The organism is Paenibacillus sp. ov031, from assembly GCF_900143165.1.
GTDB classification, from domain to species: Bacteria; Bacillota; Bacilli; order Paenibacillales; family Paenibacillaceae; genus Paenibacillus; species Paenibacillus marchantiae.
Genome location: NZ_FRDO01000001.1, coordinates 1,367,147 through 1,392,593, shown reverse-complemented (window position 1 = coordinate 1,392,593; position 25,447 = coordinate 1,367,147). Strand labels below are relative to the sequence as shown.

Genomic DNA, 25,447 nt, shown 5'->3' with positions numbered 1-25,447 from the left:
CAGTCGTAGACCAACCCTGACTTGAGAGAAACTGTTTTGTTGAAGCAAATACAAACAGGACGCATCGGAGAATATATCTCTGAATTGCGTCCTGTTTTTTTATGAAATGTACCTCTTATATATATGGATTCTAGCCTTCAGATTGAAGTGCCAGAGCGACTTCTCGAACTAGACCCGGGAACCAATCCATTAATGCTTCGAATGTATATCCCGCCTGCTCTGCTTTGGATGTATCCATTGTCCAGGATTCCGAAATTCCAAAGGGTGACATGTCTTCTTTGATCGTTTCGGTCAATACCTGTGATTGCATGCCTGTTACCGTTTCGATCAGATGCATCATGGCGGAAAGTGTTATCGTCCCTTTGGACGCTGCATTCACAGGTCCAGTAATGGATGAATGTCCAAGCCAAGCGAGAAATCTCGCGGCTTCGGTGGAATTGATAAATCCAATCTCGGCGTTCGGATTGGGCATGCCGATAGGTTTTCCTTTTTGCACATGTTCAATATGAAAATGAAGTCTTCGCGTGTAATCATCAATCCCGAGTACAATTGGTATGCGCATCGCTGCCACCGGGAAATCCGCTTCCTGGAAAAACACAGCTTCCGCTAGACGTTTACCCTCGCCGTAGGAGAAATCTTCGTGGCTTCCGTATTGCACCGGGTAGGTGTATGGATCGAAATCGGCTTCGGTAAATCCAGGTTTGGGCTCTCCATATACCGAGAGCGTTGATGTCAAAATGTATCTTTGGGTACGTCCCGCAAAAGCTTCACAAGCCGACTTCGCGGCATCTGGCGAGTAGCAGATGTTGTCATAGACAATATCCCACATGTCGGTCTGGGCAACCTCGGCAAGAGATTTCGGGTCTTCACGATCCATTTTAATCCGGTTGACCTCAGGCCCAAAGTCTACATCCGTTTTGCCGCGAGTTGCGACTGTGATCTGAGACTTTCCTTCCCGCAGCAAATGATCAACCAGACGTTTGCCGAAGAACCGTGTCCCACCAAGTATAAGTACTTTTTTCATCCGATAAAACCTCCTAACCTGTTCTGGTCATGCGTATCTTATTAAAACCTCCATATGAATGAAGTGCTGTCTGTGCTGTTGCAATTCAGGTATGTTTACCGGGATTTCAAAATATGGAGCATCGTATGTGCTCCCCGCTGGAATTCGTATGATGTTTTCTCTTCAGAAGTAATATATCCGCGTTCTTCCAGTATAGCCTTTAGTTCATCCATGTGCTCATAACGTTTGCCAGACAAGTCTACTGTAGGGAAGATACGCAGCTCCCGCTTGGTTACTCGCAACAGCTCAAGGATCGTCTGTAGATGGAATTCGGCATTCAGGCGATCTGCATACGTAAACAGGAAATGTGCTGACAATGTTAGGTCGAATTGTTCATCGGCAAAAGGTAACTCCGGCAGTACAGAAGCCACATAACGGTCAGGGAAACGTTTCATATCCGCTACACAGTATGTGATTGCACGTCTACGTTCTTCTTTCAAGCCTTGAATAGAACCGAAATCATCCCATCTATATTTGTCTTGTACTTGTTCCATTTGTTTCATCGTATGTTCAATATCCTGAAGTCCCTTCACTTCCAGTTGGCTGATCTCATGTTCATAGGCGATATCCGCTGCCATGGGATCTGCACCCCACTCTCGCGCATGGCTACTGAATGAACAAGCCCCACCCGGACAATCGAGAATGGACTTACCTTTAATCTCTTCTACGGTCAGGTTGAACATCTTCATATATTCCTCGAAGGTTCGCCCGATAAAAATAATCTGTGCCAGCTCCAGGCCGGCTACTCTGCTCTTCTGCTCATCTCTGCTCATCTCGTCTCAGCTCACTATCATTAGGAAAAACAAGACCAATCTGCTGCCGGATCTGATCCATCACCTGCATGGTAACATAGGAACGTTCATACGTGTTCATATCCGATTCCTTTTTGCCCTGCTGAATCAGATTGACAAACTCCTCCACCTCATAATACATCGACGGGTAAATTTGCTCGGCAGTGAGTTTTTCCACCGTACCATCATTGTAGCGTATCTCCGCATGTTCGGGTGAACCAATTTTGTCAATGAGGATGCTGCCGCGTTCGCCCATAATTTCACTTGGAACGTGAGAATTGGAGATTTTGGAGTACGTCACTACCGCTTCCATCTCATCATAATTCAGAATAACACTGCCTTGTCCATCTACCCCTGATTCCAGCATCAATGCCTGGGACTGAACTTGTTTAGGCTCACCAAACAACGTAATCAATGGATAGAGACAATACACACCAAGATCCATTAACGCTCCATTAGCAAGATCGGGTTTGAACGCATTCAGGACGATTCCTTCCTTATACTTGTCGTACCGGGAAGAGTACTGGCAATAGCTCGCCACATATTTACGTACCGGCCCAATTTTATGTAGGTGAGATTGTACCATTTTGAACGAGGGAACAAGGGTCGATTTCATGGCCTCCATGAGCAGAACTCCATGTTCTTGCGCTGTATCAATCATACGACGGACCTCTGCTCCATTGGCGGCCAAAGGCTTCTCGCACAGTACATGTTTGCCGTTTCTCAGAAACAACTCTGCCTGCTCCGCATGAAAGGTATTCGGTGTAGCAATGTACACGGCATCGAGCCCATCACTCGCAGCCATCTCTTCGAGGCTAGTAAATCGAAGTGCAGCGTGATATTGATCTGCAAATGCATTAGCTTTATCTTCAGTTCTTGAGTACACGGCGGTCAATTCGAATCCTTCGACTTGTGCAGCGGCCTCAAGAAGTCTCTCTGTAATCCAGTTGGTACCTACCACTCCAAAACGAACCATTCAATCTACCTCTTTCGTAAATAAATTTCACAATTAAACAGCTTGCCATCCTGTACATTGTAGCCTATATTTCAACCAGATTGAAGGGATGTCCATTTCCAACATATTGATATCTTGCTTTTTTGTTTGAAACTTCGTCGATTCCCATAAATCAGGGGTATAATGAGACTTGAGGTGATTCTTTTGGAAAGTCACAATTCCTATCAATCAGATTCAGTTCCTATAGATGAAAAACAATGGAATGCCATTATCCACAACGATAGCAACTTTGATGGGGAATTCTATTATGGTGTCAAAACAACAGGCATCTTTTGCCGACCTTCCTGCAAGTCGAAAGCACCCAAATATGAGAATGTCTCTATATTTAACAATCCCGAAGAAGCTTTGGCGCGACATTTCCGTCCATGCAAACGGTGCAAACCAACGGGCGAGCGAGTCCCCGATCAGGAATGGATTTCCGTTGTAACAGACTATATTGAACATCATTATGCCGAGCCCCTCACACTAGATATTCTTGCAAATGTGAGTCACGGAAGTCCATATCATCTGCATCGGGTGTTCAAACGGATTACCGGCCTAACTCCGGTGGAGTATATTCAGGAAAAACGAGTCACCGAAGCCCGGAAATTGCTTGAAAGCACCCGGCTTACCGTCACAGATATCGGTCGACAGGTTGGCATAGCCAATCCGGCGTATTTTATTACAGTATTTCGAAAACATACAGGATGCACACCTGCCAATTATCGTGAACAAAGGCGTGATCAATTATGAAGACCAGCTTAGTATACAAAGTACCCAAAACGTTGCTGAACAAAGGAACCGGCTTCCTTAATGGTTATACGCATACGCTGAATCCCTACACAGGCTGCGCTTTTGGCTGTTCCTACTGTTATGTCAGGCAAATGCCCATATCTTTATTTCGCAAAGAGCCATGGGGGAGCTGGGTTGATGTGAAACAGGAAGCCGCCAATGTGTTTGCCAAGGAGCTGAAGCGTGCGAAATCGAAAGGTAAAGTCACTATTTTTATGTCATCCAGTACAGACCCGTATCAGCCCGTTGAATATAAGGAGCAAATCACGCGGTCTTTGCTAGAAGTGATGGCTGAGCATCAACCCGATTTTATATTGGTTCAAACCCGAAGCCCATTGGTGACCCGAGATATCGATCTGCTGAAAAAGTTGGGTGACCGGGTCCGGGTTAGCATGACCGTGGAAACGGATCTGGATGATATCCGCAAGCAGTTCAGTCCTTCAGCTCCGCCAATCGCGGGCAGATTGCGTGCCCTGGAACAACTGCAAGATGCCGGTATCCCCACACAAGCTGCTATTGCGCCAGTATTGCCCAGCAGCGAAAGCTTTGCAGCCATTCTGAGGCCGCTTGTTGATCGTATATGCATTGATGATTACTTTATGGGAGATGGCAGTGAGGGCAAGCGAACCCGGAGACTTGGCATGAAGCCACTTTACGAACAAGTGGGCAAGGAAGATTGGTTCAGTCCTGAGGCATACAAAATGGTAGTCGAGCGAATGAAGGCGCATTTTGAGGAACATGAAATATGGATTAGCCAGGCAGGATTCGAACCCTAATCATGCTTGATATAAATTGAAAATAGCCCTGCTTCCCACGTATCGGGAGTCAGGGCTATACTTCTAACTTAATCGATTATTGATCAAGTGTGTATAATGGAAGATCTGCCGGCAGTGCAGCTGGGCGCTGACATGTGCTATCCATTTTATAAAAAGTCTGCTCATCCGAAGAATCATGGAACGCCCACATCGCTTCAAGCACATGGTAGGCCAGCTCTCCACTTGCTCTATGAGCACGTCCGCTGCCCACGGCATAAGCCATATCTGCAACACCGATGCCACGTGTATTTTCCTGATATCCTGGCAGAAGCGGTACCTCAGTCCATTCCTCATCACCTAGCAAGCGATAACGAACTGGACCACCGAATGTGTTTGGATCAGGAACCTGTAGTGTTCCATGCGTGCCGTATACTTCAATCGGTGGCAACACACTTCCGCCAAATACGTCAAAACTCGTAATCAGCGTGCCGATAGCTCCCTGCTCAAATTGCAACAATCCGGCTACATGCGTCGGAATTTCAACAGGGATGCTCTGACCCCGCTTTTTCTCACTCGTGATCGTCCGCTGTTCCATCGCTTTGCCCGTCATGCCAGCAATGGACTTGATTGGTCCCAGCAATTGTACGAGCGCAGTCAGGTAATAGGGCCCCATATCAAACATCGGCCCGCCACCGGCTGCATAGTAGAACTCCGGATCTGGATGCCAATGCTCATGCCCACGGCTCATCATGAATGCGGTAGCGGCCACAGGTTTGCCAATGACACCATCCTCTACCACTTTGAGTGCCGTCTGAATGCCTGAACCAAAGAACGTCTCTGGCGCACAGCCTACCAGCAGCCCTTTGCGCTTAGCCGTTTCCAGGACCGCCTGACCCTCTTCACGTGTGACTGCGAGTGGTTTTTCCACGTAGACATGTTTGCCTGCTTCGAGCGCTCTCAAGCATACATCCGCATGAACGGCAGGGATTGTCAGATTGATAATCAAGTCGATCTCAGGGTCTGCCAAAATTTCATCTACCGTGTATACGTTAGGAACATGATAAGCAGCCGCCTGCTCCTCTGCCCTGTTCCGATCTAGATCTGCAACCGCTACAAGATCAAGCACCTCAAATCGGTGACAGTTCTCCATATAAATACCACTGATTTTACCGCAGCCAATAATGCCTACTTTCATTGTTTTCATGCGTGGACTCCCTTCGTGTTCCCAATTGATATAGCGCTTCCAAAACAACTTAAGACCGCTATTATGTGGGTCAATATATTTATCTCAACGGATATGAATTAGGTTTAAATTAAATTAGTGATTTTGGTTATCAGCCATACCTGTGTAAACTTCAGCCACTGCGTCCTTGCGGCTTTGCGCAAGTGCTTTGCCTGCGGCAGTCCATTTGAAACCACTACGCATCATCTCAGTAACTTGTTTCATCTCCACGATATCTGCATGGTGTCCGAGCGAGTTGTAGAACACGCGGCCTGCACCCCAGCGTTTGGTCCAAACGACTGGCATATCTACTGGGCCATTCGCTGCATGCGGACCGTTAACAATTGGGAAGCGTGTCGTTGCCAGCACTTCCACAGCAGGGTCCACGTGCAGGTAATACTGTTCACTTTTCACCTGGAAATCTTCAATATGATCCAATAGCGGACTGGAACCACGTTTCAAGTTTACCGTGTACTCTACGCCGTCGTTCCCTGGATGCGCAACCCACTGCCCACCCGTCATGAACTGCCAGTCGACGTTGTTACGGAACGCATCACACATCCCGCCGTGAAGACCCGCAAGACCCACGCCGCTCTGAACAGCCGCAGATACGTTATTGACCAGTTCCTGTTCAATCTGTCCCATTGTCCACAGCGGAACGATCAGATCCAGACCCAGCAGTTTCTCTGCATCCGCATAAGCTTCCAGTGTATCAGAGACTTCAACCTCGAATTGTTCTTCCTTCAAAATGCGTTCAAAAATCGCTGCTACCTGCTCTGGTTCATGTCCATCCCAGCCGCCCCATACGATTAGTGCTTTGCTCATCACCCATCACTCGCTTTCCGGAAGTTAAGTTATTGTCATTCTCTATCGGACCTTATGCAAACTCAAGACCTCTCCGAGGCCAACATCCTAGCTTAAATCTAGCTTATTTATTTCAAATGAGTGCCAACATGATGTCCACTTCACAATTCAGTGGTTTAATGCTTACATTTCTTCTAGCGACACCCAGCGACGCTCTGTAACGGAACGTTCAACAGCTTCTAATACCGCTTGACAGGCAACCCCATCGTGGAAACTTGGTTCAGGCTGCCGTCCTTCGGAGATCGCGGTCACCAGTTCCAGCATTTCATGTGTGAACGTGTGCTCGAATCCAATCGTATGTCCCGCAGGCCACCACGCCTCAGCATATTTGTGTGCCGGATCAGTCGCCAGAACACGGCGGAAGCCCTGCACATCTTCATCGTCCTTCGTAAAATACACTTCCAGTTCATTCATCCGTTCAAAATCAAACCGAACGCTGCCCAGACTGCCGTTGATCTCAAAGGAGTTGGTACTGCGATGACCTGCTGCAAAGCGTGTAGCCTCGAAGCTTCCGAGCGCACCATCTGCAAAGCGTGCCAGGAACAACGTGGCATCATCTACCGTTACTTCGCCCTTCGGAGCATCTGCGTTCGAACTGCCTTTGGCACTAAGTCCGGTCATTTCCGAAGCCAGCGGCCGCTCTTTAATGAACGTTTCGCTCATCCCGATTACTTCCTTGAATTCACCCACCAGGAAACGTGCAAGATCAATTAGGTGTGCGCCGAGATCGCCATGTGAGCCGGAACCGGCTACTTCCTTTTGCAGACGCCATACCAGCGGGAACGAAGGGTCCATGATCCAATCCTGAAGGAAAAACGCACGGAAATGATAGATTTTGCCTAGGCGTCCGCTTTGCACCAACTCTTTAGCCAGCTGCACCGCTGGAGAGAAACGGTAGTTGAATCCGACCATGTGCGCAACTCCTGCTTCTTCAGCAGCCTGGAGCATTTCACGCGAATCAGCTAGCGACAAAGCCAGCGGCTTTTCACAGAACAGATGTTTACCCTGACGAGCGGCTTCCAGTGCGATTTCCTTATGGGCATCACTTGGAGCGTTAATATCGATCAGATCGATATCATCACGCCGCACCAGCTCGCGCCAGTCCGTTATACTTTCAGACCAGCCGAACTGACTGGCAGCCTCCTGAACTCCCTGCTCGTTCCGTCCACAGATTACAGACATCTCCGGCTGCAGCGGGGCAGACGGGAAAAACATCGGCAGACTGCGATAAGCGTTGCTGTGGGCTTTCCCCATAAATTTGTATCCAACCATTCCGACACGAAGACGCTTTGACATGGTCACTTCCTCCTTTGGAATATAACTAGCAATGTATTAATTACGGATTGAAGAGGCACGGATGATCAGCTCTGTAGGCAACAACTGCCTTGCTGTTTCTGAGGGAACTTCGGAATTCACTGTTGAAGCTGTTGCTCCCAGTGATCCATGAATAAGTTTGGATGCGGCCAGTTCTCCCATTTCATAAAAGGGAACCCTGACGCTGCTCAGCGGCGGAACCGCCATCTCGGCCGCATCGGAGTCATCATAACCTACAAACGCAGGGAAATCCTGAACCTTGATCCCACGCTCACGCAAACCATGCATAACACCGATTGCCATCCGGTCATTCGCAGCAAATACAGCGTCAATCTCGTTAAGCCGGGCTGCAATGGTGGCAGCTGCCTCCACCCCGCTTCGTCTACCATAGTTCCCCTCCAGCAACAGACTGGAATCCATATTCATTCCGGCCTCATTCAGTCCGATTTGAACGCCCTGAAGCCGCTCCTGACTGTTGGAATAACTATCCGGACCATTAAGAAAGGCGATATTCCGGTAGCCCTGATCGGTAAGGTGACGGATTGCCAGCCTGCTGCCCTCCACATGGTCGGCATCCACTTCCATGAATGATTCACCTGCAAAGTGCTGGCTCATAATGCAAAAGGGGTGTCCTTCCTGCTGAAGCCTCTGCATGGCTGCCAGTTCCCCATGATCATCTCGTGCGCCGAGAATAATGCAAGCATCCACTTTCTGACGGCGGAACAGATCCGTATAATTCATCACTTCACCCGGTGTCCTGAACATGACCAGCAGGTCCATGCCGTTGTCCCTGGCTTTGCTCCCAATGCCACTCAGCATTTCCGAGAAGAAATACGCCGAGAACAAGTGTGCTTTCGGGACGTAGGGCAACACCACGCCAAGGTTACCGCTTTTACTTCTCGCAAAGCTGCGGGCCAGTGCGCTGGGGACGTAACCCAACTGCTCGGAAGCTTCAATAACCTTACGGCGGGTTTCCTCTTTAATAGGACCAACGCCATTAAGAACTCGGGATACTGTAGCTTCCGAAACACCGGCAAGATCAGCCACTTCTTTACGGGATGCCATGGATCTCACCTCCTTCATGTTTCCTGAACACCTGCCAAACCGATGCAGTGTATCAAATAATTATGTACGCGCGTACATCTTCTCATGTGTTGTAACCGTTGTCAATGCTTTTAACACAAAAAAAGATGAGGATTTGTGTAAACAAATTCCCCACCTCTTGCTTACTATATTCTCTTGTAACTTGTCCTATATAACCTTCTTCTTCACTCGCTTTCACACGGATTCATGTTGGGGCAGACCAACTACAGTGCAGACCTATATCAGGTCGTCACACCGTTACCAACAGATGATTGACTGAACTCAGCCTGTTCCATAATAGTGACGTGACTTTGAATGCGATCTGAAGGCTCAGGTGTAGATTGAAGCTGCCGCACTTTGTGCAAAACTTCCTTATTCGGAAGGAAATGCTGAGAACGGATGAAACGAATCGTTTTGGTTTTGGCACGCATGACAATGGAATCGGTCTCTGCCCGATCATCTGCGAGGTAACGCACTCCCCCAAGAATCTCACCAGGGGTAACACCAGTTGCTGCAAAAATAACATCTTCCGTGCCGATCATATCCTGCATCGTTAATACTTTGTAAGGATTGTCGATCCCCATTTGCAAGCAGCGCTGGAACTCGTCTGCGTTCGCAGGCATCAGGCGACCTTGAATCTCGCCTCCCAGGCAGGACAAGGCAGCTGCAGCAAGCACACCTTCTGGTGCCCCGCCTGATCCGACATACAGATCAATACCTGCCTCTGGGAACGCAGGTGCCATCGCGCCTGCAACATCACCATCGCTTAGGAACTTGATCCGCACACCAACCTTGCGCAATGTCTTGATTATGCTTTCATGGCGAACACGGTCCAGAATCATGACAGTTAGATCTGAGATGTTTTTGTTCAATGCTTCAGCGGCTTTCTCCAATGTCACCTCAACCGGATCTTCGATACTGACCTTGCCCACCAGAGCAGGCCCTACAGCCAGCTTCTCCATGTACATATCCGGTGCGTGGAGCAGGTTGCCTTTTCCCGCCACTGCAATAACCGATAAAGCGTTGTTCAGGCCCTTGGCTACGATCTCTGTACCTTCCAAAGGATCTACAGCCACATCAACCTCGGGGCCCTCAGCGTTGCCGACTTCCTCGCCGATATACAACATGGGTGCTTCATCCATTTCTCCTTCACCGATTACCACCGTGCCGCGAATAGACACGGAATCGAACATGGCGCGCATAGCCAAAGTAGCCGCCTCATCTGCACTATTCTTGTCGCCCCGCCCCATCCAAGGTGCTGAAGCTAACGCAGCCAATTCTGTTACTCGGACAATTTCCAACGCCAGTTCGCGTTCCATTTTTCCCACTTCCTTTCCAGTTTCCAAAAGCATACATTGAAAGCGGTACTAAATCCATCGCAAATCCATATGAAATTGATCTAAAACGGGAGTAATAACCCGATTTTGAGAAATCACCCCATTCTGTCCCTCATCGATAAATGAACACATTTACACAGCTTTGAACATGCCATTTTACGAGTCTTATCCACCGGATTATATCTGGTTTGAAGCAGTATATTTCATCTTATATTTTTCGATATTCTATATTCATTGCATTGAGTGTTTCTCAGGAATAAATCAGAGTTAAAATTTCGTATAACAATGGTTTATGAACATATAAGTTGCAATTATAGAGAGGAATCTCATCCGTTCTCAAGTTCTTCGAAAACGATTTATAATAAGACCCCTACAACCGTCCTGTACTCTTAAAGGAACAATATTGAAGACCATTTAAAAGAGGTTTTTTATTCAAAGATTTGAACTGGAAATTCACCTAAATCCAGCTGTATCCGCCCCTTAAACATGGTTAGCAATATAGATACAGCTTATGGAGGTCATCGAAAATAATAAGTTTACATAATAATTATTACGTTTTTGAAAATTCGATTATTTTTATTTCCCCTCAAAAGGTCTATTTTTTCCTCAGCTTTGTGTCACATAAATAAGATCTGACTCTTTGCTCAAACTATGTAGGTTAGCAGGTTTCTGCCTCAGCCCCCAACATGGCAAGTGCAATTTTCAGAAAATCCTCTTTTTGAATCTGCAAATGACCATATCTAAAATGATATCCCCAACGTGTCTGTCCCCGAGTAAGGATCAGTTGGTCCAGCAGATCAGTGATCTTCACCTGCTGACAAGAATAATACTGAACATTCCTCCGATACGGTACAAAGGAATCTGACACATGGTACGTGTATACCTGATCGTCTATTATGCGCCCTATGGCGGTGAATGCTTGAAGTACCTTGCCTCCTTGCATGCTTGTTCGCGGCGAATAATAGATCAGCCAGTCTCCTGCATTCATTTTGCGCAGAGAAGCTACCTTGCCGTGACAGAGCTGGGCGAAGCCCCCTTCCACCCCTTTTTCCACATGTGATGCAGACACAACGCCGATCCAGTATCGGTTTCCTTTTTCAGATTCAGCCTCAACTTCTAACTGAGAAGCCAGGAGTTCACTCGTATGAATCTGCATAATTCCTTTGCTGGTAGCCATCAAATCATGCTTTTCCTTTTCCTGTTCATTCATCTCTGCACCTGTTCTTCCCATGCCTTCTTCAGACGCTCAAGCTGCAAGAAATGATGACGATAATGCATTTCGACCAATGCAAACCATTCCTCTGCATTCAAACCACCGAAGCTTGGATGTGCCAACGTACATTCCTGTGTTGTTTCATCCAACAGCACTTCCATTCTCCGCATTTCATCCCTTACCTCATTAAATCCTTGAATTATTGATTCTCTTCCATCCGGTTGTAGTGGAGTATACTCAGGAGAAGCAGGAACGTGGATACGTATCGGAGGAAAACTTGCTTGCGCAAAAACAGCTTCACCTGTTTCTGTTTTGCCCTGGTTTCTCTTCTTGCCCGAGTCCTCGTCTGCGCTTATACAAAGTTGAACATTGGCTAAATGCATTTTCATCGCAGACTGAATTAAATGCTGGTACATCTGGCCTATCGACCACTCAATCTCACTGGGTTTGTAGCTTAACTGAGCATCGCTCATCAGATCCAGTTCCTGCAAATAACGTTCCAGCGTCAGTTCAAAATCACGTCGAATCTCTTCGTTGTTCCTTGTTATTGTCGTTTCCATACAAATACACAACTCCTTCAATCGGTTATAAACCGATCATACACAAACACTACTGACAGCGTTATGTCAGTAGTGTTTAAGGAGATTGCTTGCTTCCTCGCGAATTCGAATTCTTAATGATTCGGGCTCCAAGACCAGAGCCGAGGCTCCCCATCCAAGTATCCAATGCAATACGTCTTCTGGATGCCTTACACGAAAATCTGCGTATAATCCATCTGTTTGCAGTTCCGCTTTCTCCATGTAGTAATTATTCGCTTCAATCACTCTATCTGCAATTCGACCATGAAACCATACACGGACATGAACATCACGGTTGTCAGGTGGTGAGTAGCTATGAATATTAAAACCTGGAGGAAGATCGAATGGGTCTGTGCTAATCACCAGATCACTCATGCGGGATATACGAAAATGACGAATCTCCTGTCGCAAATCACATCGGGCAATCAGCATCCATGAGCCTTGCATCCAAAGCATCCCGTAAGGGGACGACATACGAACGGTCTTTTGTACGGTTTCATTAACCGTTCCAGGCTTATGGTAATGAAACCGGATTTTGAGTTTATGCTGCATTGCCTTTCGGATGATTCCCATATGTTCGATCTCTCGCTCGCGTGTATCACTGTCCGGTGAACGAAGTAAACGGATACCCTGTTGTATCTGTCCCACCTCTTCCCGAAGAGGCACGGGCAGGATTGCTTCAATTTTGGAACGGGACGTAAGGGATGTACTCTTGTAGTAGTTATCGAAGCGCTGTTCAACAAAATCAAGTCCGATAAGAAGTGTTACCGCTTCTTCAGCTGTGAAGCTGATCGGAGGCAAAAAGTATCCTTCCATAAGTGAATATCCTACTCCGGGTTCTCCCACCACAGGAACTCCTGCCTCACATAACGCCTGAATGTCTCTGTATATGGTTCGGACACTTGTTTCAAACAAGAGGGCTAAATCTTCCGCACGTTGAACCTTCCCCCGCTGCAGCTCAAGTACGATAGCCAGCATACGATCCGATTTGTTCAAGAACACACCTCCTTGTGTGTAATACTAATTACACTCATCTTCATTGGACATCTATTATAAGTAACATATGGACAATTGAAAAGCATACTGATTAACAAGTCTTCATTATGGCCGCGTCGACCCATTTTCGTAAGGTGTTTCATTAAACCACAAAGACCAACCCGCAGAGTATAGGTTGGTCTATAAAAACTTTTATGATATTGAAATTCAGAGAAAGCTCGGACCTCACTACTTCCAGGATCATTGGGTAGAACCCCTCCTATCGTGCTCATCAATCACCTTGTTTACCGCTCGTAGTATTCCTCCACAATATCCGTATTGGAAGCCGCCTTCTTCCACAAAAGCCTGCTGAATTGGATGCAACTTCCCTTCCTCTTCACCATGTAACCCTTCAATTGTTGTTATTTCACTGCCAACACATTGATAAGACATAACGAGACAGGAAACCTTCGTAATAATCATCCTTATCTATCGTCCGTTAGAGATAGTTAGCAAGCAATATAGATACAGCTTATGAGTTAATCCAAAATAATAAGCTTACATAATAATTGTTACGTTATTTTAAGTTCATTTTTTTGATGTTTTCTTTTAAAAGGTCGATTTTCTCCCCATCTTTATTCACCACATAAATATGGTCTGGTTTTTTGTCCAAACTTTTACCGCTAATCATCAATTGGTGCCCGCCTTCTATGTTGTATTTTCGAATATATAATCCCGATCCTTCATCTTCATAAGGGTACGCTGCAAAATCATTCCATGTCAGGCTGTCTCCTTTCTCTGCGAGAGTATTTAGTTTTTTTAAGGGAATGGATGTACTCGCCCCCCCCTGATCATTATTTGCCTGACATCCTGAACAAAATGCAACCAAAAGCAACAATACTAAACTGAGTTTTCTAGGAATAAGTTTTGTCATTATTCTTCCTCCTTAAATCTTTATGTGGAATAATTTGTAATAAATATCTTGCTTTTATCACTATTGTACCATAACATAATTACCTTATATTACATTTTTTAGAATTTATTCGAGAGGGGGTTCTCTATTCATAAGCACAGTTGAGTTAAACACATTTCACATCGCATTTGGAATCAAAATATTTAATAAATTTCAGGAGGGGACGTAACAATGAAAAAATTAGTTTCATCTTTATTTGCAATGATCTTGTTATTCACACTAGCGTTACCTGTATTAGCTGAATCAAACAGTTCCAAAAAGGATACTTCTCCCGCAGCTGAAACTCAAACATGGTTGAATTGGTTTGACAAACTCACTAAAGAAGATCAATTAAAAGTAAGTTACAAACCAGCTGAATTAATATCTTTTAACGAGAATGCTCTCCTATCGTTACCTAATGTAGACCCATTAGCTTCTTTCGCTCCAGATACTAAAGAATGGTTGAACTGGTTTAACAGTTTAACAGAAGAAGAACAATTACAGGTGAATTATAGACCTGCTGAATTCGCCTTATTGAATAAAACAGAAGTCACTGTTCATGAAACCCAATACAACAACCAGACTATTGATTCTAAAACAAACTCAAATGATCAATTAACTCTTCAAGCTCTTGAAACAATGCCTACTGGTGGATATGAACACCCTTATTCTTCAAGTGCATGGGAAAATTTGACGGATAAAGCTAATTGCTATGCATACATGTTGAATACATCCACATATTCTGGACATAAATTACAACCAGGTGAACTGGCCGGAAAAGTTTTTACAAGTTTAACTTCTTCGAGCATCATTAGTGCCTCTAAGCTTGACATGCCATATTTAAATAAATCCCTACGAACTTCTACATATAGTGAAGTTCCTGGATACAGAGAGTACAAGGTAGCACTTGTTATTGCACCAAATTATGATTATCATTGGTACAGACAGGATGCTGATGGTGGGTGGTCACATAAGCGTGGGCTAACTGCTATTGATTTTAGAGATGCCAGTGGTAATTCGATTCGTAATCCACAAACAGCTGATCGTAATTATGGAAATGGTCTGAATTATTCGACTTGGGGCGGATGGTACATTATCAAATATTAATCGTTAGAAATAAAGACCGAGCGAAGCGGAGATATGCCCTCCAGCGCCCGGTCTTCTTTAATTCCGTAGTTCAATCACAGGTCAATTACTTTCTTCTCTTCCGTTGTTAAAATGGATGATGATAAACAGGTTTCTCCTGCGGTACGAACTGCACGAAGAATCCCTCCATATCCAGTGCAGCGGCACAGATTACCGCATAATCCCGTTTCGATCTGTTCCTGACTTGGCTGCGGATTGCGGTCCAAGAGAGCCTTGGTGGAAATCACCATCCCGGGTGTACAATACCCGCATTGGAAGCCGCCTTCTTCCACAAAAGCCTGCTGAATTGGGTGCAACTTCCCTTCCTCTTCACCATACAACCCTTCTATTGTTGTTATCTCGCTTCCAACACATTGATAAGCCATAACGAGACAGGAATTGACCGGCTCTCCATCCATCAGTACCATACATGCACCGCAACGACCAACCTCGCAGGAAACTTTCGTTCCGGTCAGATTCAGTTGCGTCCGTAGTACATCCACAAGACGGGTTGTCTGGGAAATGTGCAATTGTTTCTCCTCGCCATTCACAACGGCTGTCCAGAAATTGCTCAAAGGTTCAGTCATGATGAACCCACTCCTTTCTGAAGCGAGACGCACAGTGGTTTGATCAGTTGATCGCGCGGAATCGGCAAACGATTAACCCACACCCCTGTAGCCTGGTGAATCGCAGCGGTGATGGCCGGAGCAAGCGCCACCGAACCAATCTCGCCAATCCCCCGTGGTCCAAACGGATCGCCCTCTGGCAGATCTTCAATTGCCTCCACCTCCAGGTTGGTGTGAATGTCGCGAATCGTCGGAATCAGGTAGGTGTCCAAATTGGTTGTCATATAGCGACTGTCTTGCATCACAGCATCCTCGGTCAATGTAAAACCCAGAGCCATTACACTTCCGCCTTCGATCTGCCCGATGAATCCCATTGGATTGATGACAGGGCCAGCAGCAACCACATGCCTCGTATCCAGCAATTTGGCTTCTCCGGTTAGCGTGTTTACCTCCACTTCTGCCGCTACTGCCGCATACGTATATAGATAATGCCCACCCACAACATTGTCCGGCGTGGTCGGATATTCAAATTGAGTATCAAAAATCCATTCTTCCTCTTTTCCATGCTTCGCCAGATCAACGTAAGAAACAACAACTCTGGAATTCATCGCCGGTTCATTCGCTGTAACTTCTGGAGAAAGCTGTCCCTTGTGCCATACTCCCTCAATTCCAGTAATCAGTTCAGCAGCCGGAATTCCTGACAAAGCAGAGGCTACTGACAAGATTTTGGAGCGGAATGGTGTCTGTAATCGCTGAAGAGCCATCCAGGCCATCGTCGTTGAACGCGAAGCGGTGCTTGAACCACTGTGTGGCACTCGATCCGTATCCCCAATGATTATGCTTAGATCGGATGTTGAGCAGTAGAACAGATCGCAGAGCATCATTTCAAGCGTAGCAATAAGTCCCTGACCGAATTCTTCGTAGCTGAATGCCACTTCAATCTTACCTTCGGCATTCAGAGATAGACGCCCGCCCGCCGGATCGGGAATGCCATAACCAAGCCCTGCTCCGTGCATCGCGATGGCTGCACCCACTCCACGTTTAATCCAGGGAGGCAGAGCAATATCTGTTGGGGGATGCTGATGCTTTTGCCATAACTCCGAACGATCCAGCGCCTCCCATACTTGCGACAGACCATCCGTGACCAGAATCCGTTGATTTAGTGGCCCTGGATCGGTCTTTTCCCTCATGTTGCGTCTCCGAAACTCCCAGGGGTCTATATCCATAATCTCGGCGAGTCGATCCATCTGACCCTCCATTGCAAAGATCGCCTGATTTCCGCCAAATCCGCGAAACTCTCCCGACACCCCATTATTCGTATATACCGAGACACCCTCCACATCTACATGGGGAATAGAATAAGGTCCGAGACAGTGTTCCGTGCAAAAATTCAGGACGGGTGCCCCCAGCGTGGCATATGCTCCGGTGTCTGCGGTAATGCGGACTCGGTGAGCCTGGATCATGCCTTCACGGCTGATTCCGGTCTGCATTTCAATTTTCATCGGATGACGCTTTAATCCTGCACGTACGGATTCTTTGCGTGAATTGTGCATTTTCACAGGACGTCCGGACCTTAAAGCAAGCAGTGCCCCATAAGGCTGTACATTCAGCTCATCTTTCCCGCCAAAAGAACCGCCTATCGGAGACGAGACCACCCGAATATCTTCTTCGGAACAGCCAATGATTCGGGCAAGCTGCATCCTGTCCTTGTAACCATGCTGTGTCGCCGCGTAGACATGGAGTCTCCCACTTTCATCAGGAACAAATAACCCGCCTTCCGTCTCCATATAGGCATGCATCTGGCGAGGGGTATAATACGTCTCACTCACAATATGTTCGCATGCAGCAAAGCCCTCATCTACATTGCCTCGTTTGATTTCGGTACGGTGCAGCACATTGCCGGGACCATGTTCATGGAGCTCAGGTGCACCGGGTGCCAGTGCAGCCTCTGGGCTGTCCAGCGGAGTCCATTCTTCATACTCAACCCGGATGGCATCCAGAGCGAGCGCTGCACGTTCCGGGGAGTCCGCAGCAACTGCGGCAATGGCATCACCGACATAACGAACGACATGCTCGCAAAATACAGGCTGATCCGGAGTTGCAATGCCAAACAGGTTCAAACCGGGCACATCTTTCGAGGTGAGTACGGCAAATACACCCTCTATAGCCTCCGCTTCGGTTATATCGATAGACAATATGCGGGCATAGGGGTATGAGCTTCGAAGGACCCTTCCATGGATCATATCGGGCAGCGTCATGTCTGTCAGATATTGAAGCTGTCCTGTTACTTTGCCTACCCCATCTGGCCGCAGATGCCAGCGTTTCCCACTATTATCCCGATTCAACAGCATGATTTTCTCTCCCCTTTCTCCCCTCAGAAGCTGTTGGGCTTACGCTTTGCTTCTCCAAAATGGTTTTCTTCTATGAGTGAAGTGCTTCCCAGAGTCCGGCTCCGAGCATATTACCTGCCGTTTGCTTACGGTACTGTTCTGTAGCAAATGCATCGCTATAAGTCACGAATTCCGAAGCTGCCGAGGCAGCTAGCGATAAAGCTTGCATAACAGAAGCCTCCACGCCAAGAAGCAACTTTTCCGACTCCGTAAGTCGCATGGCCATGCCTGAACCTCCACCTGCAGCGATCGCTATTTTATTCCAGCGGCCATCTGCATCCACTTCTCCGTGAAATGCAATCGTCACCAGCGATGCTGTAAAGGTCTCCCGCCGACCCAGCTTGCGGTAAAATGAAATTTCACGCGTCGCAGATGCCCGCTCGCTGGTGACATCAGGGAAAGGCGTATGTTTCATCGGAATATGAATGGATATTAACACATCATTCGGATTGCGACTGCCGTCACGACCACCGTTCAGCCAAGACGAAAAACTTCGCATCTCCATGCCGTTGTTCGTCATCCAGTACAGCTGTGCATCGTAGACAAGGAGTGCAGGGATCGAGTCACCAACTCCCGATACAATGTTTCCGCCAATTGTCGCCACATTCCGGATAGAAGGAGCAGCGATAGCATTCATTGCAGACTGTAATAAGGGCAGCTGTTGCAGATGAACGTCTGTGGCACAATGACTTAATCGCGTCAGTGCTCCAATGACCAGCTCATCTCCACCCACATATACGCCGCTTGCACCTGGAATACGGGCAAGGCTAATCATATGCTCAGGTACAGGAACAAGGCCGCCCTCCCACTGAGTACGCAATAATGTGGCCCCTGCTGCAAAACAATACTTCCCGGACAGTTCACTCTTTAAAGCTTGAAGCTCATCTAGATTAACGGGCTGCCAAACCGTTGGTTGCGCTCCAGACCCATATGCAGACATAACCATCCTTCCATCTCCCTTCTCTACCTGGAATCTGTCTTCGGGACGTTGGATATGAACGAATGATCCAAATAATTCTTCAAATCATATGGGACTGCAACAATAAGGTCAATTATCTTCACATCATTTTGGATAAATGTATAAATAGACTCTTTGATTTGTGCCTGATGCATTATTAACTCTCAAAAGCTAACACAAGCCATTTCATAACCAATTAGATCAAAACAATAAAGAGGCCAACCAGATGGTCTGGCTGACCTCATTACTGCGAGAAATAATACACAAGGAATCGCTCCTTCTGCCTCGATTTTCATTCATCTTATGCCATTCACATAATCCAAAATACGTTCCAGCTCTGGTTCGGTATCCGCATCCCAAAAGCTAAATTCAGACAACGATACATGCGTGCCTGCATATTTGGCATTGCGCATGATTTTTCGCGCCCCCTCATCTCCGCTAAGCGACAAAAGAGGCCCCAGCATATGCTCACGAAAGGCGACCGGAGGCTTGCCTCCACTGCCATCCGTAGCTGCTGCATAATCACACAGTTTGTTGACGGCTAACGCCTCAGCAACCCTGTTAATATCTTGTGCCTGCAATAGCGGTTGATCCGCCAAAATCATCATCACACCTTCTGGCTTGTATGCTATAGCAGACAGAATGCCACAGTGAAGGGACATGGCGATACCGTATACATAATCGGTACAGATTGCAATCTGAAGCCTCATCGTCGTATCTGGAGTACAACCATATGATGCTGCATTGAGCCACATGGAGGGGATCCACGCTAATGAATCCTCGGGTTTGACCACACAGATAACTTTCTCCAAATCGGATTTCAAGGCAGCTTCCAATGTCCATGCGGCCAAACATCTTCCATCAGGCATGACGATAGACAGTTTATCCCGCCCCATTCGGCTGCTCTTACCTGCCGCTAGCACGATGCCCGTCAGTCGCATGTGCAATCCCCCTCTGTACGTTGCGATGCTCTGCGGCAACAGCTGCTCGTTTACAGGCAATAAGTTCTGCTGCGATGCTGATTGCGATCTCTTCCGGTCCATCGGCACCAATGGTCAAGCCGACGGGTGAATGCAACTGTTTTAGTGGAGGGAGATCGTTCAGCAAACGTGCTGTTCGCGTTCTGGAGCCCATAATACCAAGGTATGCATAATTCCGATCCTCAAGTAATTCAAGAAACTCCCGTTCTCTCGGAAATTGATGACTCATCAATACGATATAATCCCCGCTTTGGATATCCAGTACAGGTATGATCTCACTTGGGAAACCGCGAACAAACTCAACACCCGGAAAGCGTTCAGCGGTGCAAAAGGTTTCTCGCCAATCTGCTACAACCACACGAAATCCTGCCGATTTGCCCAGACGGGCGACCGGGATTACATCATTTCCGGCTCCAATGATAATCAGACGGGGTTTGGGCACATATTTTGCGGAGATCTGTAAAGGGATATCCCACTTCTCCACCTCAGTCAATCCATCCCTCTGAAGATCACTCTCTCCAGAATTAGATGTGAGATCATCAGCTTCAGACGAATGAATAACGACCAATGATAGTCGCGGTGTCTCCTCTGTAATCAATGTGTTTATTGGATTTAGAGAAGCTCCCTTGACAGCTGGAGAAGAGTATAATGATGTCTGCCTTTCTGCACCCTCAGCGAGCTGAATCACATAATGAATCCGGGTGTATTGATCGTAGAATGAACGGGTTAGCTCCACAGCTGATCCAGATTGAAAATACGCATGCATATGGGACATGATCGACCTGAGTTCACCACATACCGGCTCTAGCAGCACTATAATTAACCCGCCGCAGCCAATCGTTTCTCCCCAGGACATATCATCTTCGGGACGCATATCATACTCCACGAATTCCAACTGCTGTGTATGCAGCACACGGTCCACCCTGGCCTGCAGATCACTCTCCAGACAACCTGGACTGATACTGCCATACACCACACCTTCTTCGGTCAAAAGCATAGAGACTCCTTGCTTACGGTAAGCATGACCTTCTACCTTAACCGCTGTTGCGAGAACACAGCGCGGTTCCCGCCCTGCAATTGCACACAGATCATGCATTTCCATCGCGTCTCCATCCTTTCAGGGATTTGAATCCGAATCCGAAGAAGTGATTCTGGACCTTCCTAGCGTATATTGAATGTCCAACTTTTGCTCAGATAGTTCATTGGGTGAGTTTCATACGGCTGCGTTCGATTAGATGCGTTTCATCAATCTTGCAATACTTTTATCCGATTCACGAAGCACAATGCCACGATCAATCGTTTGAATCTTCCGGTTTTGGAGCACGATGCTTCCATCAATAATAACGGTGTCTACACAGCTGCGAGTTGCGGAATAGACTACACGGGAATACACATCAGTCTCATAGGAAGGGTACGTATGAAAATCATCCAGATCCAGCAGCAATATATCTGCTTTTTTACCCACTTCCAGACTGCCGATTTCCTTGGACATTCCGAGCACTTCTGCTCCACCCATCGTCGCCATACGAAGCACCGTACGGGCGTCCATCACTGTTGGACCGTGAGGCACCTTTTGAATGAGCGCGGTCAGGCGCATTTCCTGGAAAATATCCAGATTGTTGTTGCACGGCGCACCATCGGCACCAATCCCTACCGCAATCTGGCGATTCAGCAGATCAGGAATATCCGCTATACCTGAGGACAGTTTCATATTCGATCCAGGGCAGTGGGTGACTTTTACCCCGCGTTTGCGAATAATCTCCTTCTCTTCCTCACTCAGCCACACACAGTGGGCAAGCACCAGTCTTGGGGTAGCTAGACCGATATGATCCAGATAGACAATGTTGCGCATGCCACGCTCGTGTTCTACCAGTTCGATCTCGCCACGATTTTCGGAGGCATGGGTGTGCACTTTCACATGGTACTTATTCGACAGGTCACGCACCTCAACCAATAATTCTTCGGTGCACGAGACGACGAAGCGTGGACAAAACGCATACTGAATACGGCCACCGCCGAATCCATTCCATTTCTCCAGCAAATCGACACTTTGTTGCAGCGAGGTAGCCGTATTTTCACGCAGCGGTTCAGGAACTTCATCCCCGTGATCCATCATCACTTTACCGGAAATCACCCGAATGCCGCTCTGTGCCATCGCCTGAAAAGCCGAATCGGTATGATGCACGGTCTCCATATCCAAAATGGTTGTTGTCCCGCTGGAAATCAATTCGCCCAAGCCGAGCATCGCCGAGTAATAGACAGACTCTTCATCATGCGCTGCCTCAAGCGGCCAGATGCGTTGGCGAAGCCAATCCATCAGCTCCAGATCGTCCGCACGTCCACGGAACAAGGTCTGACATAGATGAATATGCGTTTGGATAAAACCTGGAAGCAGCACTTTGCCTCGAGCATCAATGACCTGATCTGCCTGAACATCGATATGCTCTGCAATTTCTTTGATTTTATTGTCCTCGATCAGCAAATCTCCCGTAAATACATCCTCTTCTGCATTCATTGTGACGAGTTGTGCACCTTTTAGCAGGATCGTTCCCATGATAATCTCCCCTATCCGTATCTATCTGCGTAATTTTATTAATTCTGATCCTGCACAGTTAAGATGATCTTCTTTGGATCTATGCATGATGCTTTACATAAATCACGCTACCACCCGATAGCCATGCCATCTCCCCTGGGATCTGCTGCCCCGCTAATCATGCCATCTTCACGGATGACAATCCCTTGTGACTGCCCCATAATTCCGTCCCACGGCGCTCTGGCTTCGACGTTATGCCCCCATCGGGCAAGCGTGTCACATACGTCGTCATGATAGCGGTTCTCTACTCTCAGCGTGTCACCCTCTTCACCCCAGGTACGCCCATACACCCAACGCGGTAGCCCAATGGCTTCCTGAATGTTCAGACCATAGTCCAGCACACCCGTAAGAACCGATAACTGTGTCTGGGGTTGGCCCTCACCACCTTGCGTGCCTACGAGCATATAAGGTTTCCCGTTACGAGTGACAAGACCCGGCATTAGGGTGTGGAATGAGCGTTTATTCGGTTCCAATACGTTGGCGTCCTTCGGATCAAGTGAGAAAAAGGAACCGCGGTTCTGCATGATCACACCCGTATCCCCAGGCACATAAGCAGCGCCAAAATCAAAGTACAGGCTCTGAATAAACGAGACGGCATTGCCTTCATTGTCCACAACCGCTGCGTAAGCCGTATCCTGACCCATCATTTTGGACAGAAAAGGCTGTGCCACAGCAGGTGGAGCGGACTGAATCTCGTTCCATAATTCATCTCCATAAACCTTGGATAACAGATTTTCCAGCGGAATATCCCTGAACTCCGGGTCTGTGAGATAACGATCACGGTCACGAAAAGCCTTTTTAACCACTTCAACCATCAGATGATAGAACTCGGGGGACGTCCGCGCAACGGAAGAGAGATCAATATGTTCCAGCATATTCAACATCATCAGCATCGAGAAGCCCTGTGAATTCGGCGGCATCTGGTGAACTTGATAGCCACGGTAATCGGTAGTGATCGGCTTCACCCACTCTCCCTTGTGAGCCGCGAAGTCCGCTGGAGCGAGCATGCCGCCATCCTCACGAATAGCCGAAGTTAGCTGCTCCGCCAGTTCCCCGGTATAAAAAACATCACGTCCACCTGCCTGAATCAGGCGAATGGAAGAGGCAAGATCAGGCTGCAAGAGTAGATCGCCTTCCTGCAAAAGTGTACCAAAAGGGGCAAATACCGCTCGCAGCGGTGTATGCCCCATAATGAAATCCTCATCACGTTCCAGCCACAGGCGCAGATTTCGGGATACAGGGCATCCCTTTTCCGCATATTGCGCAGCTGGTTCAAGTAACTGTTCCCACTTTAACTTTCCGTAGCGGGACCAGACTTCCCACCATGCATCTACCATTCCAGGAACCGTAATCGCACTAAGCACGCCTCGTTGAGGAATGGCGCTCATCCCCATCGCTTTGAACGTATCAGCATGAATGCCTGCTGCTGAACGACCACTTCCGTTGTAGGCCGTTATATCACCACTTGTTCCATCGTGAATTAGAAAGAAAGCATCTCCGCCAAGTCCTGTCATGTGTGGGTAGACTACACCCAGTGCGGCACTTACAGCGACAGCAGCATCATAAGCGTTACCACCTTGCTGGAGGATTGCGCTGCCAACCGCACTCGCTAAATAATGTGGGGAGGTAACCATCACCTCTCTGGATATCGGCATCTGGTTCAACATAAGACGCCCTCCTTCCCGGCATACACATCCAGCGCTGCCTGCACGGCCTCGCCTGCTGGCAAGGCGTGACGATGACGCAACAGTACAGCTTCCAGTGCGCCCAGCACATGAAGTACATTTTTGCGCTGGCAGCTGAATCCCATCGTACCAATACGCCAAATCTTGCCTTTCAGTGGTCCAAATGAGCTGGCAATCTCAATACTGAAATCGTTCAGAAGCATGTTGCGTACCGACTCACCATCCATACCATCGGGTATTTCGATACAGGTGACCACTGGAAGTTTACTGGACATCTCTCCATACAGTTTCAGCCCCATGCCCTGAATCCCCGCAACCAACGCTCGTTCATTAATCCGATGTCTCTGAAAACGGGCATCCAGACCTTCCTGAAGCAAAATTCGCAGTCCTTCGTGAAGACCGTAGAGCATCGAAGTGGCCTCCGTATGATGGTTCAACCGTGCCGAGCTCCAGTAGTCCTGCAATTGGCTCAGGTCAAAATAATTACTGGCAATCGTGCGCCCTTCAGCCCGAGCACTTGTTGCATCCCGGAGCCCTCGTTCGACGGTTTTGCGGCTCATCAGTTTCTTCTCCACACGGCTGTTATACGTTATTGGCGCCATCCCGGATGGAACGGACAAACACTTCTGCGTTCCACCCATCACCGCATCCAGATACCAGGCATCCGTCTCGACAGGTGTACCGCCGATTGTGGCAACTGCATCGACGACAAGTAAAATATCGAGTTCACGACAGGCTTTACCAATCTCGGCGAGGGGCTGCATTTGCCCGGTTGATGTCTCGCCGTGAACCATCGCAACCAAACTCGGCTTATGTGCATGGATCGCCTTGATTACCTCTTCGGGATCAAATACCGTTCCCCATTCTGTTTCAAAAAAGATAACCTCAGCACCGCAGCGTTCCGAAATTTCAACCAACAGATGTCCGAAGCGTCCATAGATGGGGACCAACACCTTGTCCCCCGGTTGAATCAGACTGACCAACACGGCTTCAATCCCTGAGCGGGATGTGCCATCCACCGGATAACACCACTCATTATCTGTCATGTATAGTTCACGCAGCATGGCCATCGTCTCATTCATCAGGGAAGTGAACTCCGGATCAAACTGCCCCAGGATCGGGAAGGATAATGCCCTCAGAACTCTTGGGTCGACTTCAACTGGCCCCGGTGTCATGATCGTCCGCAAGGACGGGGACAATTCTTTATAGTTGGACAT

General features: G+C 47.7%; 24 protein-coding genes. 3 read left to right on the top strand and 21 right to left on the bottom strand.

Annotation, left to right across the window (positions count from 1 at the left end; translation table 11 throughout):
* Positions 1-130: 130 nt before the first annotated feature.
* The 3 genes from BUA17_RS06000 to BUA17_RS05990 form a co-directional block, all read right to left on the bottom strand.
* A complete protein-coding gene (locus BUA17_RS06000; RefSeq protein WP_072732925.1) occupies positions 131-1,024 on the bottom strand; it encodes an NAD-dependent epimerase/dehydratase family protein in 894 nt (297 codons plus the stop codon).
* A gap of 95 nt (positions 1,025-1,119) precedes the next feature.
* The gene (locus BUA17_RS05995) at positions 1,120-1,836 is read right to left on the bottom strand and encodes a class I SAM-dependent methyltransferase (protein ID WP_072732924.1); all 717 of its coding nucleotides are present in this window, start codon (positions 1,834-1,836) and stop codon (positions 1,120-1,122) included.
* Positions 1,823-2,830 (bottom strand): Gfo/Idh/MocA family protein, encoded by a 1,008-nt coding sequence (locus BUA17_RS05990; protein WP_072732923.1) that lies wholly within the window; start codon positions 2,828-2,830, stop codon positions 1,823-1,825. Before BUA17_RS05990 ends, BUA17_RS05995 begins: the two co-directional genes overlap by 14 nt.
* A gap of 174 nt (positions 2,831-3,004) precedes the next feature.
* Between BUA17_RS05990 and BUA17_RS05985 the strand changes: the two genes are divergently transcribed.
* Positions 3,005-3,601, top strand: coding sequence for a bifunctional transcriptional activator/DNA repair enzyme AdaA (locus BUA17_RS05985; RefSeq protein ID WP_348537061.1), 597 nt, complete (start codon positions 3,005-3,007; stop codon positions 3,599-3,601).
* A complete protein-coding gene (locus BUA17_RS05980; protein ID WP_072732921.1) occupies positions 3,598-4,416 on the top strand; it encodes an SPL family radical SAM protein in 819 nt (272 codons plus the stop codon). Before BUA17_RS05985 ends, BUA17_RS05980 begins: the two co-directional genes overlap by 4 nt.
* A 76-nt stretch (positions 4,417-4,492) precedes the next feature.
* Here the strand turns inward: BUA17_RS05980 and BUA17_RS05975 are convergent, their stop codons facing one another.
* From BUA17_RS05975 to BUA17_RS05930, 10 genes are all read right to left on the bottom strand, one after another.
* Positions 4,493-5,599, bottom strand: a complete 1,107-nt coding sequence (locus tag BUA17_RS05975; RefSeq protein ID WP_072732920.1) for a Gfo/Idh/MocA family protein — start codon at positions 5,597-5,599, stop codon at positions 4,493-4,495.
* A 114-nt stretch (positions 5,600-5,713) separates the two neighbouring features.
* Positions 5,714-6,442 carry a ThuA domain-containing protein gene (locus BUA17_RS05970; protein WP_072732919.1) on the bottom strand — a complete coding sequence of 243 codons (729 nt, stop codon included), beginning with the start codon at positions 6,440-6,442 and terminating at the stop codon, positions 5,714-5,716.
* 162 nt (positions 6,443-6,604) lie between these two features.
* Complete coding sequence (locus tag BUA17_RS05965; RefSeq protein WP_063563916.1) at positions 6,605-7,777, bottom strand: Gfo/Idh/MocA family protein; 1,173 nt, start codon at positions 7,775-7,777, stop codon at positions 6,605-6,607.
* Between the two features lie 36 nt (positions 7,778-7,813).
* On the bottom strand, positions 7,814-8,860 hold the full coding sequence (locus BUA17_RS05960) for a LacI family DNA-binding transcriptional regulator (RefSeq protein ID WP_170867792.1): 1,047 nt from the start codon (positions 8,858-8,860) through the stop codon (positions 7,814-7,816).
* A gap of 260 nt (positions 8,861-9,120) precedes the next feature.
* On the bottom strand, positions 9,121-10,197 hold the full coding sequence (glpX, locus tag BUA17_RS05955) for a class II fructose-bisphosphatase (protein WP_064638164.1): 1,077 nt from the start codon (positions 10,195-10,197) through the stop codon (positions 9,121-9,123).
* A 676-nt stretch (positions 10,198-10,873) separates the two neighbouring features.
* Positions 10,874-11,371 (bottom strand): EVE domain-containing protein, encoded by a 498-nt coding sequence (locus tag BUA17_RS05950; RefSeq protein WP_072733497.1) that lies wholly within the window; start codon positions 11,369-11,371, stop codon positions 10,874-10,876.
* Positions 11,372-11,421: 50 nt separating this feature from the next.
* Positions 11,422-11,988: a DinB family protein gene (locus BUA17_RS05945; RefSeq protein WP_072732917.1), complete on the bottom strand. Its 567-nt coding sequence runs from the start codon at positions 11,986-11,988 to the stop codon at positions 11,422-11,424.
* A gap of 66 nt (positions 11,989-12,054) precedes the next feature.
* Entirely contained in the window at positions 12,055-13,002 is a 948-nt protein-coding gene (locus BUA17_RS05940) for a helix-turn-helix transcriptional regulator (protein WP_072732916.1), read from the bottom strand.
* A gap of 240 nt (positions 13,003-13,242) precedes the next feature.
* On the bottom strand, positions 13,243-13,464 hold the full coding sequence (locus BUA17_RS05935) for a 2Fe-2S iron-sulfur cluster-binding protein (RefSeq protein WP_079695986.1): 222 nt from the start codon (positions 13,462-13,464) through the stop codon (positions 13,243-13,245).
* A 94-nt stretch (positions 13,465-13,558) separates the two neighbouring features.
* A complete protein-coding gene (locus BUA17_RS05930; RefSeq protein ID WP_072732914.1) occupies positions 13,559-13,915 on the bottom strand; it encodes a hypothetical protein in 357 nt (118 codons plus the stop codon).
* A 210-nt stretch (positions 13,916-14,125) separates the two neighbouring features.
* On the opposite strand from BUA17_RS05930, the gene BUA17_RS05925 reads away from it, so the two are divergent.
* Positions 14,126-15,040: a hypothetical protein gene (locus BUA17_RS05925; protein WP_072732913.1), complete on the top strand. Its 915-nt coding sequence runs from the start codon at positions 14,126-14,128 to the stop codon at positions 15,038-15,040.
* 74 nt (positions 15,041-15,114) lie between these two features.
* Here BUA17_RS05925 and BUA17_RS05920 read toward each other — a convergent pair whose 3' ends face one another.
* From BUA17_RS05920 to BUA17_RS05885, 8 genes are all read right to left on the bottom strand, one after another.
* The gene (locus BUA17_RS05920; RefSeq protein ID WP_072732912.1) at positions 15,115-15,645 is read right to left on the bottom strand and encodes a (2Fe-2S)-binding protein; all 531 of its coding nucleotides are present in this window, start codon (positions 15,643-15,645) and stop codon (positions 15,115-15,117) included.
* Positions 15,642-17,975, bottom strand: a complete 2,334-nt coding sequence (gene pucD / locus BUA17_RS05915) for a xanthine dehydrogenase subunit D (protein WP_072732911.1) — start codon at positions 17,973-17,975, stop codon at positions 15,642-15,644. The genes BUA17_RS05920 and pucD overlap by 4 nt, the downstream gene beginning before the upstream one ends.
* A 70-nt stretch (positions 17,976-18,045) precedes the next feature.
* Positions 18,046-18,960 (bottom strand): FAD binding domain-containing protein, encoded by a 915-nt coding sequence (locus BUA17_RS05910; protein WP_072732910.1) that lies wholly within the window; start codon positions 18,958-18,960, stop codon positions 18,046-18,048.
* Between the two features lie 308 nt (positions 18,961-19,268).
* Positions 19,269-19,913 carry a nucleotidyltransferase family protein gene (locus BUA17_RS05905; protein ID WP_072732909.1) on the bottom strand — a complete coding sequence of 215 codons (645 nt, stop codon included), beginning with the start codon at positions 19,911-19,913 and terminating at the stop codon, positions 19,269-19,271.
* Positions 19,879-21,054 carry an XdhC family protein gene (locus BUA17_RS05900; protein WP_072732908.1) on the bottom strand — a complete coding sequence of 392 codons (1,176 nt, stop codon included), beginning with the start codon at positions 21,052-21,054 and terminating at the stop codon, positions 19,879-19,881. Before BUA17_RS05900 ends, BUA17_RS05905 begins: the two co-directional genes overlap by 35 nt.
* 129 nt (positions 21,055-21,183) lie before the next feature.
* Entirely contained in the window at positions 21,184-22,506 is a 1,323-nt protein-coding gene (locus tag BUA17_RS05895; RefSeq protein ID WP_072732907.1) for a 5'-deoxyadenosine deaminase, read from the bottom strand.
* Between the two features lie 107 nt (positions 22,507-22,613).
* Positions 22,614-24,212, bottom strand: a complete 1,599-nt coding sequence (gene ggt / locus BUA17_RS05890) for a gamma-glutamyltransferase (protein ID WP_072732906.1) — start codon at positions 24,210-24,212, stop codon at positions 22,614-22,616.
* The gene (locus BUA17_RS05885; protein ID WP_072732905.1) at positions 24,206-25,447 is read right to left on the bottom strand and encodes a pyridoxal-phosphate-dependent aminotransferase family protein; all 1,242 of its coding nucleotides are present in this window, start codon (positions 25,445-25,447) and stop codon (positions 24,206-24,208) included. Before BUA17_RS05885 ends, ggt begins: the two co-directional genes overlap by 7 nt.

What these genes read in the sequence shown, in the direction of transcription:
- BUA17_RS06000 (WP_072732925.1), bottom strand. Translation starts at nt 1,024, where the DNA reads ATGAAAAAAGTACTTATACTTGGTGGGACACGGTTCTTCGGCAAACGT.
- BUA17_RS05995 (WP_072732924.1), bottom strand. Translation starts at nt 1,836, where the DNA reads ATGAGCAGAGATGAGCAGAAGAGCAGAGTAGCCGGCCTGGAGCTGGCA.
- BUA17_RS05990 (WP_072732923.1), bottom strand. Translation starts at nt 2,830, where the DNA reads ATGGTTCGTTTTGGAGTGGTAGGTACCAACTGGATTACAGAGAGACTT.
- BUA17_RS05980 (WP_072732921.1), top strand. Translation starts at nt 3,598, where the DNA reads ATGAAGACCAGCTTAGTATACAAAGTACCCAAAACGTTGCTGAACAAA.
- BUA17_RS05975 (WP_072732920.1), bottom strand. Translation starts at nt 5,599, where the DNA reads ATGAAAACAATGAAAGTAGGCATTATTGGCTGCGGTAAAATCAGTGGT.
- BUA17_RS05970 (WP_072732919.1), bottom strand. Translation starts at nt 6,442, where the DNA reads ATGAGCAAAGCACTAATCGTATGGGGCGGCTGGGATGGACATGAACCA.
- BUA17_RS05965 (WP_063563916.1), bottom strand. Translation starts at nt 7,777, where the DNA reads ATGTCAAAGCGTCTTCGTGTCGGAATGGTTGGATACAAATTTATGGGG.
- BUA17_RS05960 (WP_170867792.1), bottom strand. Translation starts at nt 8,860, where the DNA reads ATGGCATCCCGTAAAGAAGTGGCTGATCTTGCCGGTGTTTCGGAAGCT.
- glpX (WP_064638164.1), bottom strand. Translation starts at nt 10,197, where the DNA reads ATGGAACGCGAACTGGCGTTGGAAATTGTCCGAGTAACAGAATTGGCT.
- BUA17_RS05950 (WP_072733497.1), bottom strand. Translation starts at nt 11,371, where the DNA reads ATGCAGATTCATACGAGTGAACTCCTGGCTTCTCAGTTAGAAGTTGAG.
- BUA17_RS05945 (WP_072732917.1), bottom strand. Translation starts at nt 11,988, where the DNA reads ATGGAAACGACAATAACAAGGAACAACGAAGAGATTCGACGTGATTTT.
- BUA17_RS05935 (WP_079695986.1), bottom strand. Translation starts at nt 13,464, where the DNA reads ATGATTATTACGAAGGTTTCCTGTCTCGTTATGTCTTATCAATGTGTT.
- BUA17_RS05930 (WP_072732914.1), bottom strand. Translation starts at nt 13,915, where the DNA reads ATGACAAAACTTATTCCTAGAAAACTCAGTTTAGTATTGTTGCTTTTG.
- BUA17_RS05925 (WP_072732913.1), top strand. Translation starts at nt 14,126, where the DNA reads ATGAAAAAATTAGTTTCATCTTTATTTGCAATGATCTTGTTATTCACA.
- BUA17_RS05920 (WP_072732912.1), bottom strand. Translation starts at nt 15,645, where the DNA reads ATGACTGAACCTTTGAGCAATTTCTGGACAGCCGTTGTGAATGGCGAG.
- pucD (WP_072732911.1), bottom strand. Translation starts at nt 17,975, where the DNA reads ATGCTGTTGAATCGGGATAATAGTGGGAAACGCTGGCATCTGCGGCCA.
- BUA17_RS05910 (WP_072732910.1), bottom strand. Translation starts at nt 18,960, where the DNA reads ATGGTTATGTCTGCATATGGGTCTGGAGCGCAACCAACGGTTTGGCAG.
- BUA17_RS05905 (WP_072732909.1), bottom strand. Translation starts at nt 19,913, where the DNA reads ATGCGACTGACGGGCATCGTGCTAGCGGCAGGTAAGAGCAGCCGAATG.
- BUA17_RS05900 (WP_072732908.1), bottom strand. Translation starts at nt 21,054, where the DNA reads ATGGAAATGCATGATCTGTGTGCAATTGCAGGGCGGGAACCGCGCTGT.
- BUA17_RS05895 (WP_072732907.1), bottom strand. Translation starts at nt 22,506, where the DNA reads ATGGGAACGATCCTGCTAAAAGGTGCACAACTCGTCACAATGAATGCA.
- ggt (WP_072732906.1), bottom strand. Translation starts at nt 24,212, where the DNA reads ATGTTGAACCAGATGCCGATATCCAGAGAGGTGATGGTTACCTCCCCA.
- BUA17_RS05885 (WP_072732905.1), bottom strand. Translation starts at nt 25,447, where the DNA reads ATGTCCAACTATAAAGAATTGTCCCCGTCCTTGCGGACGATCATGACA.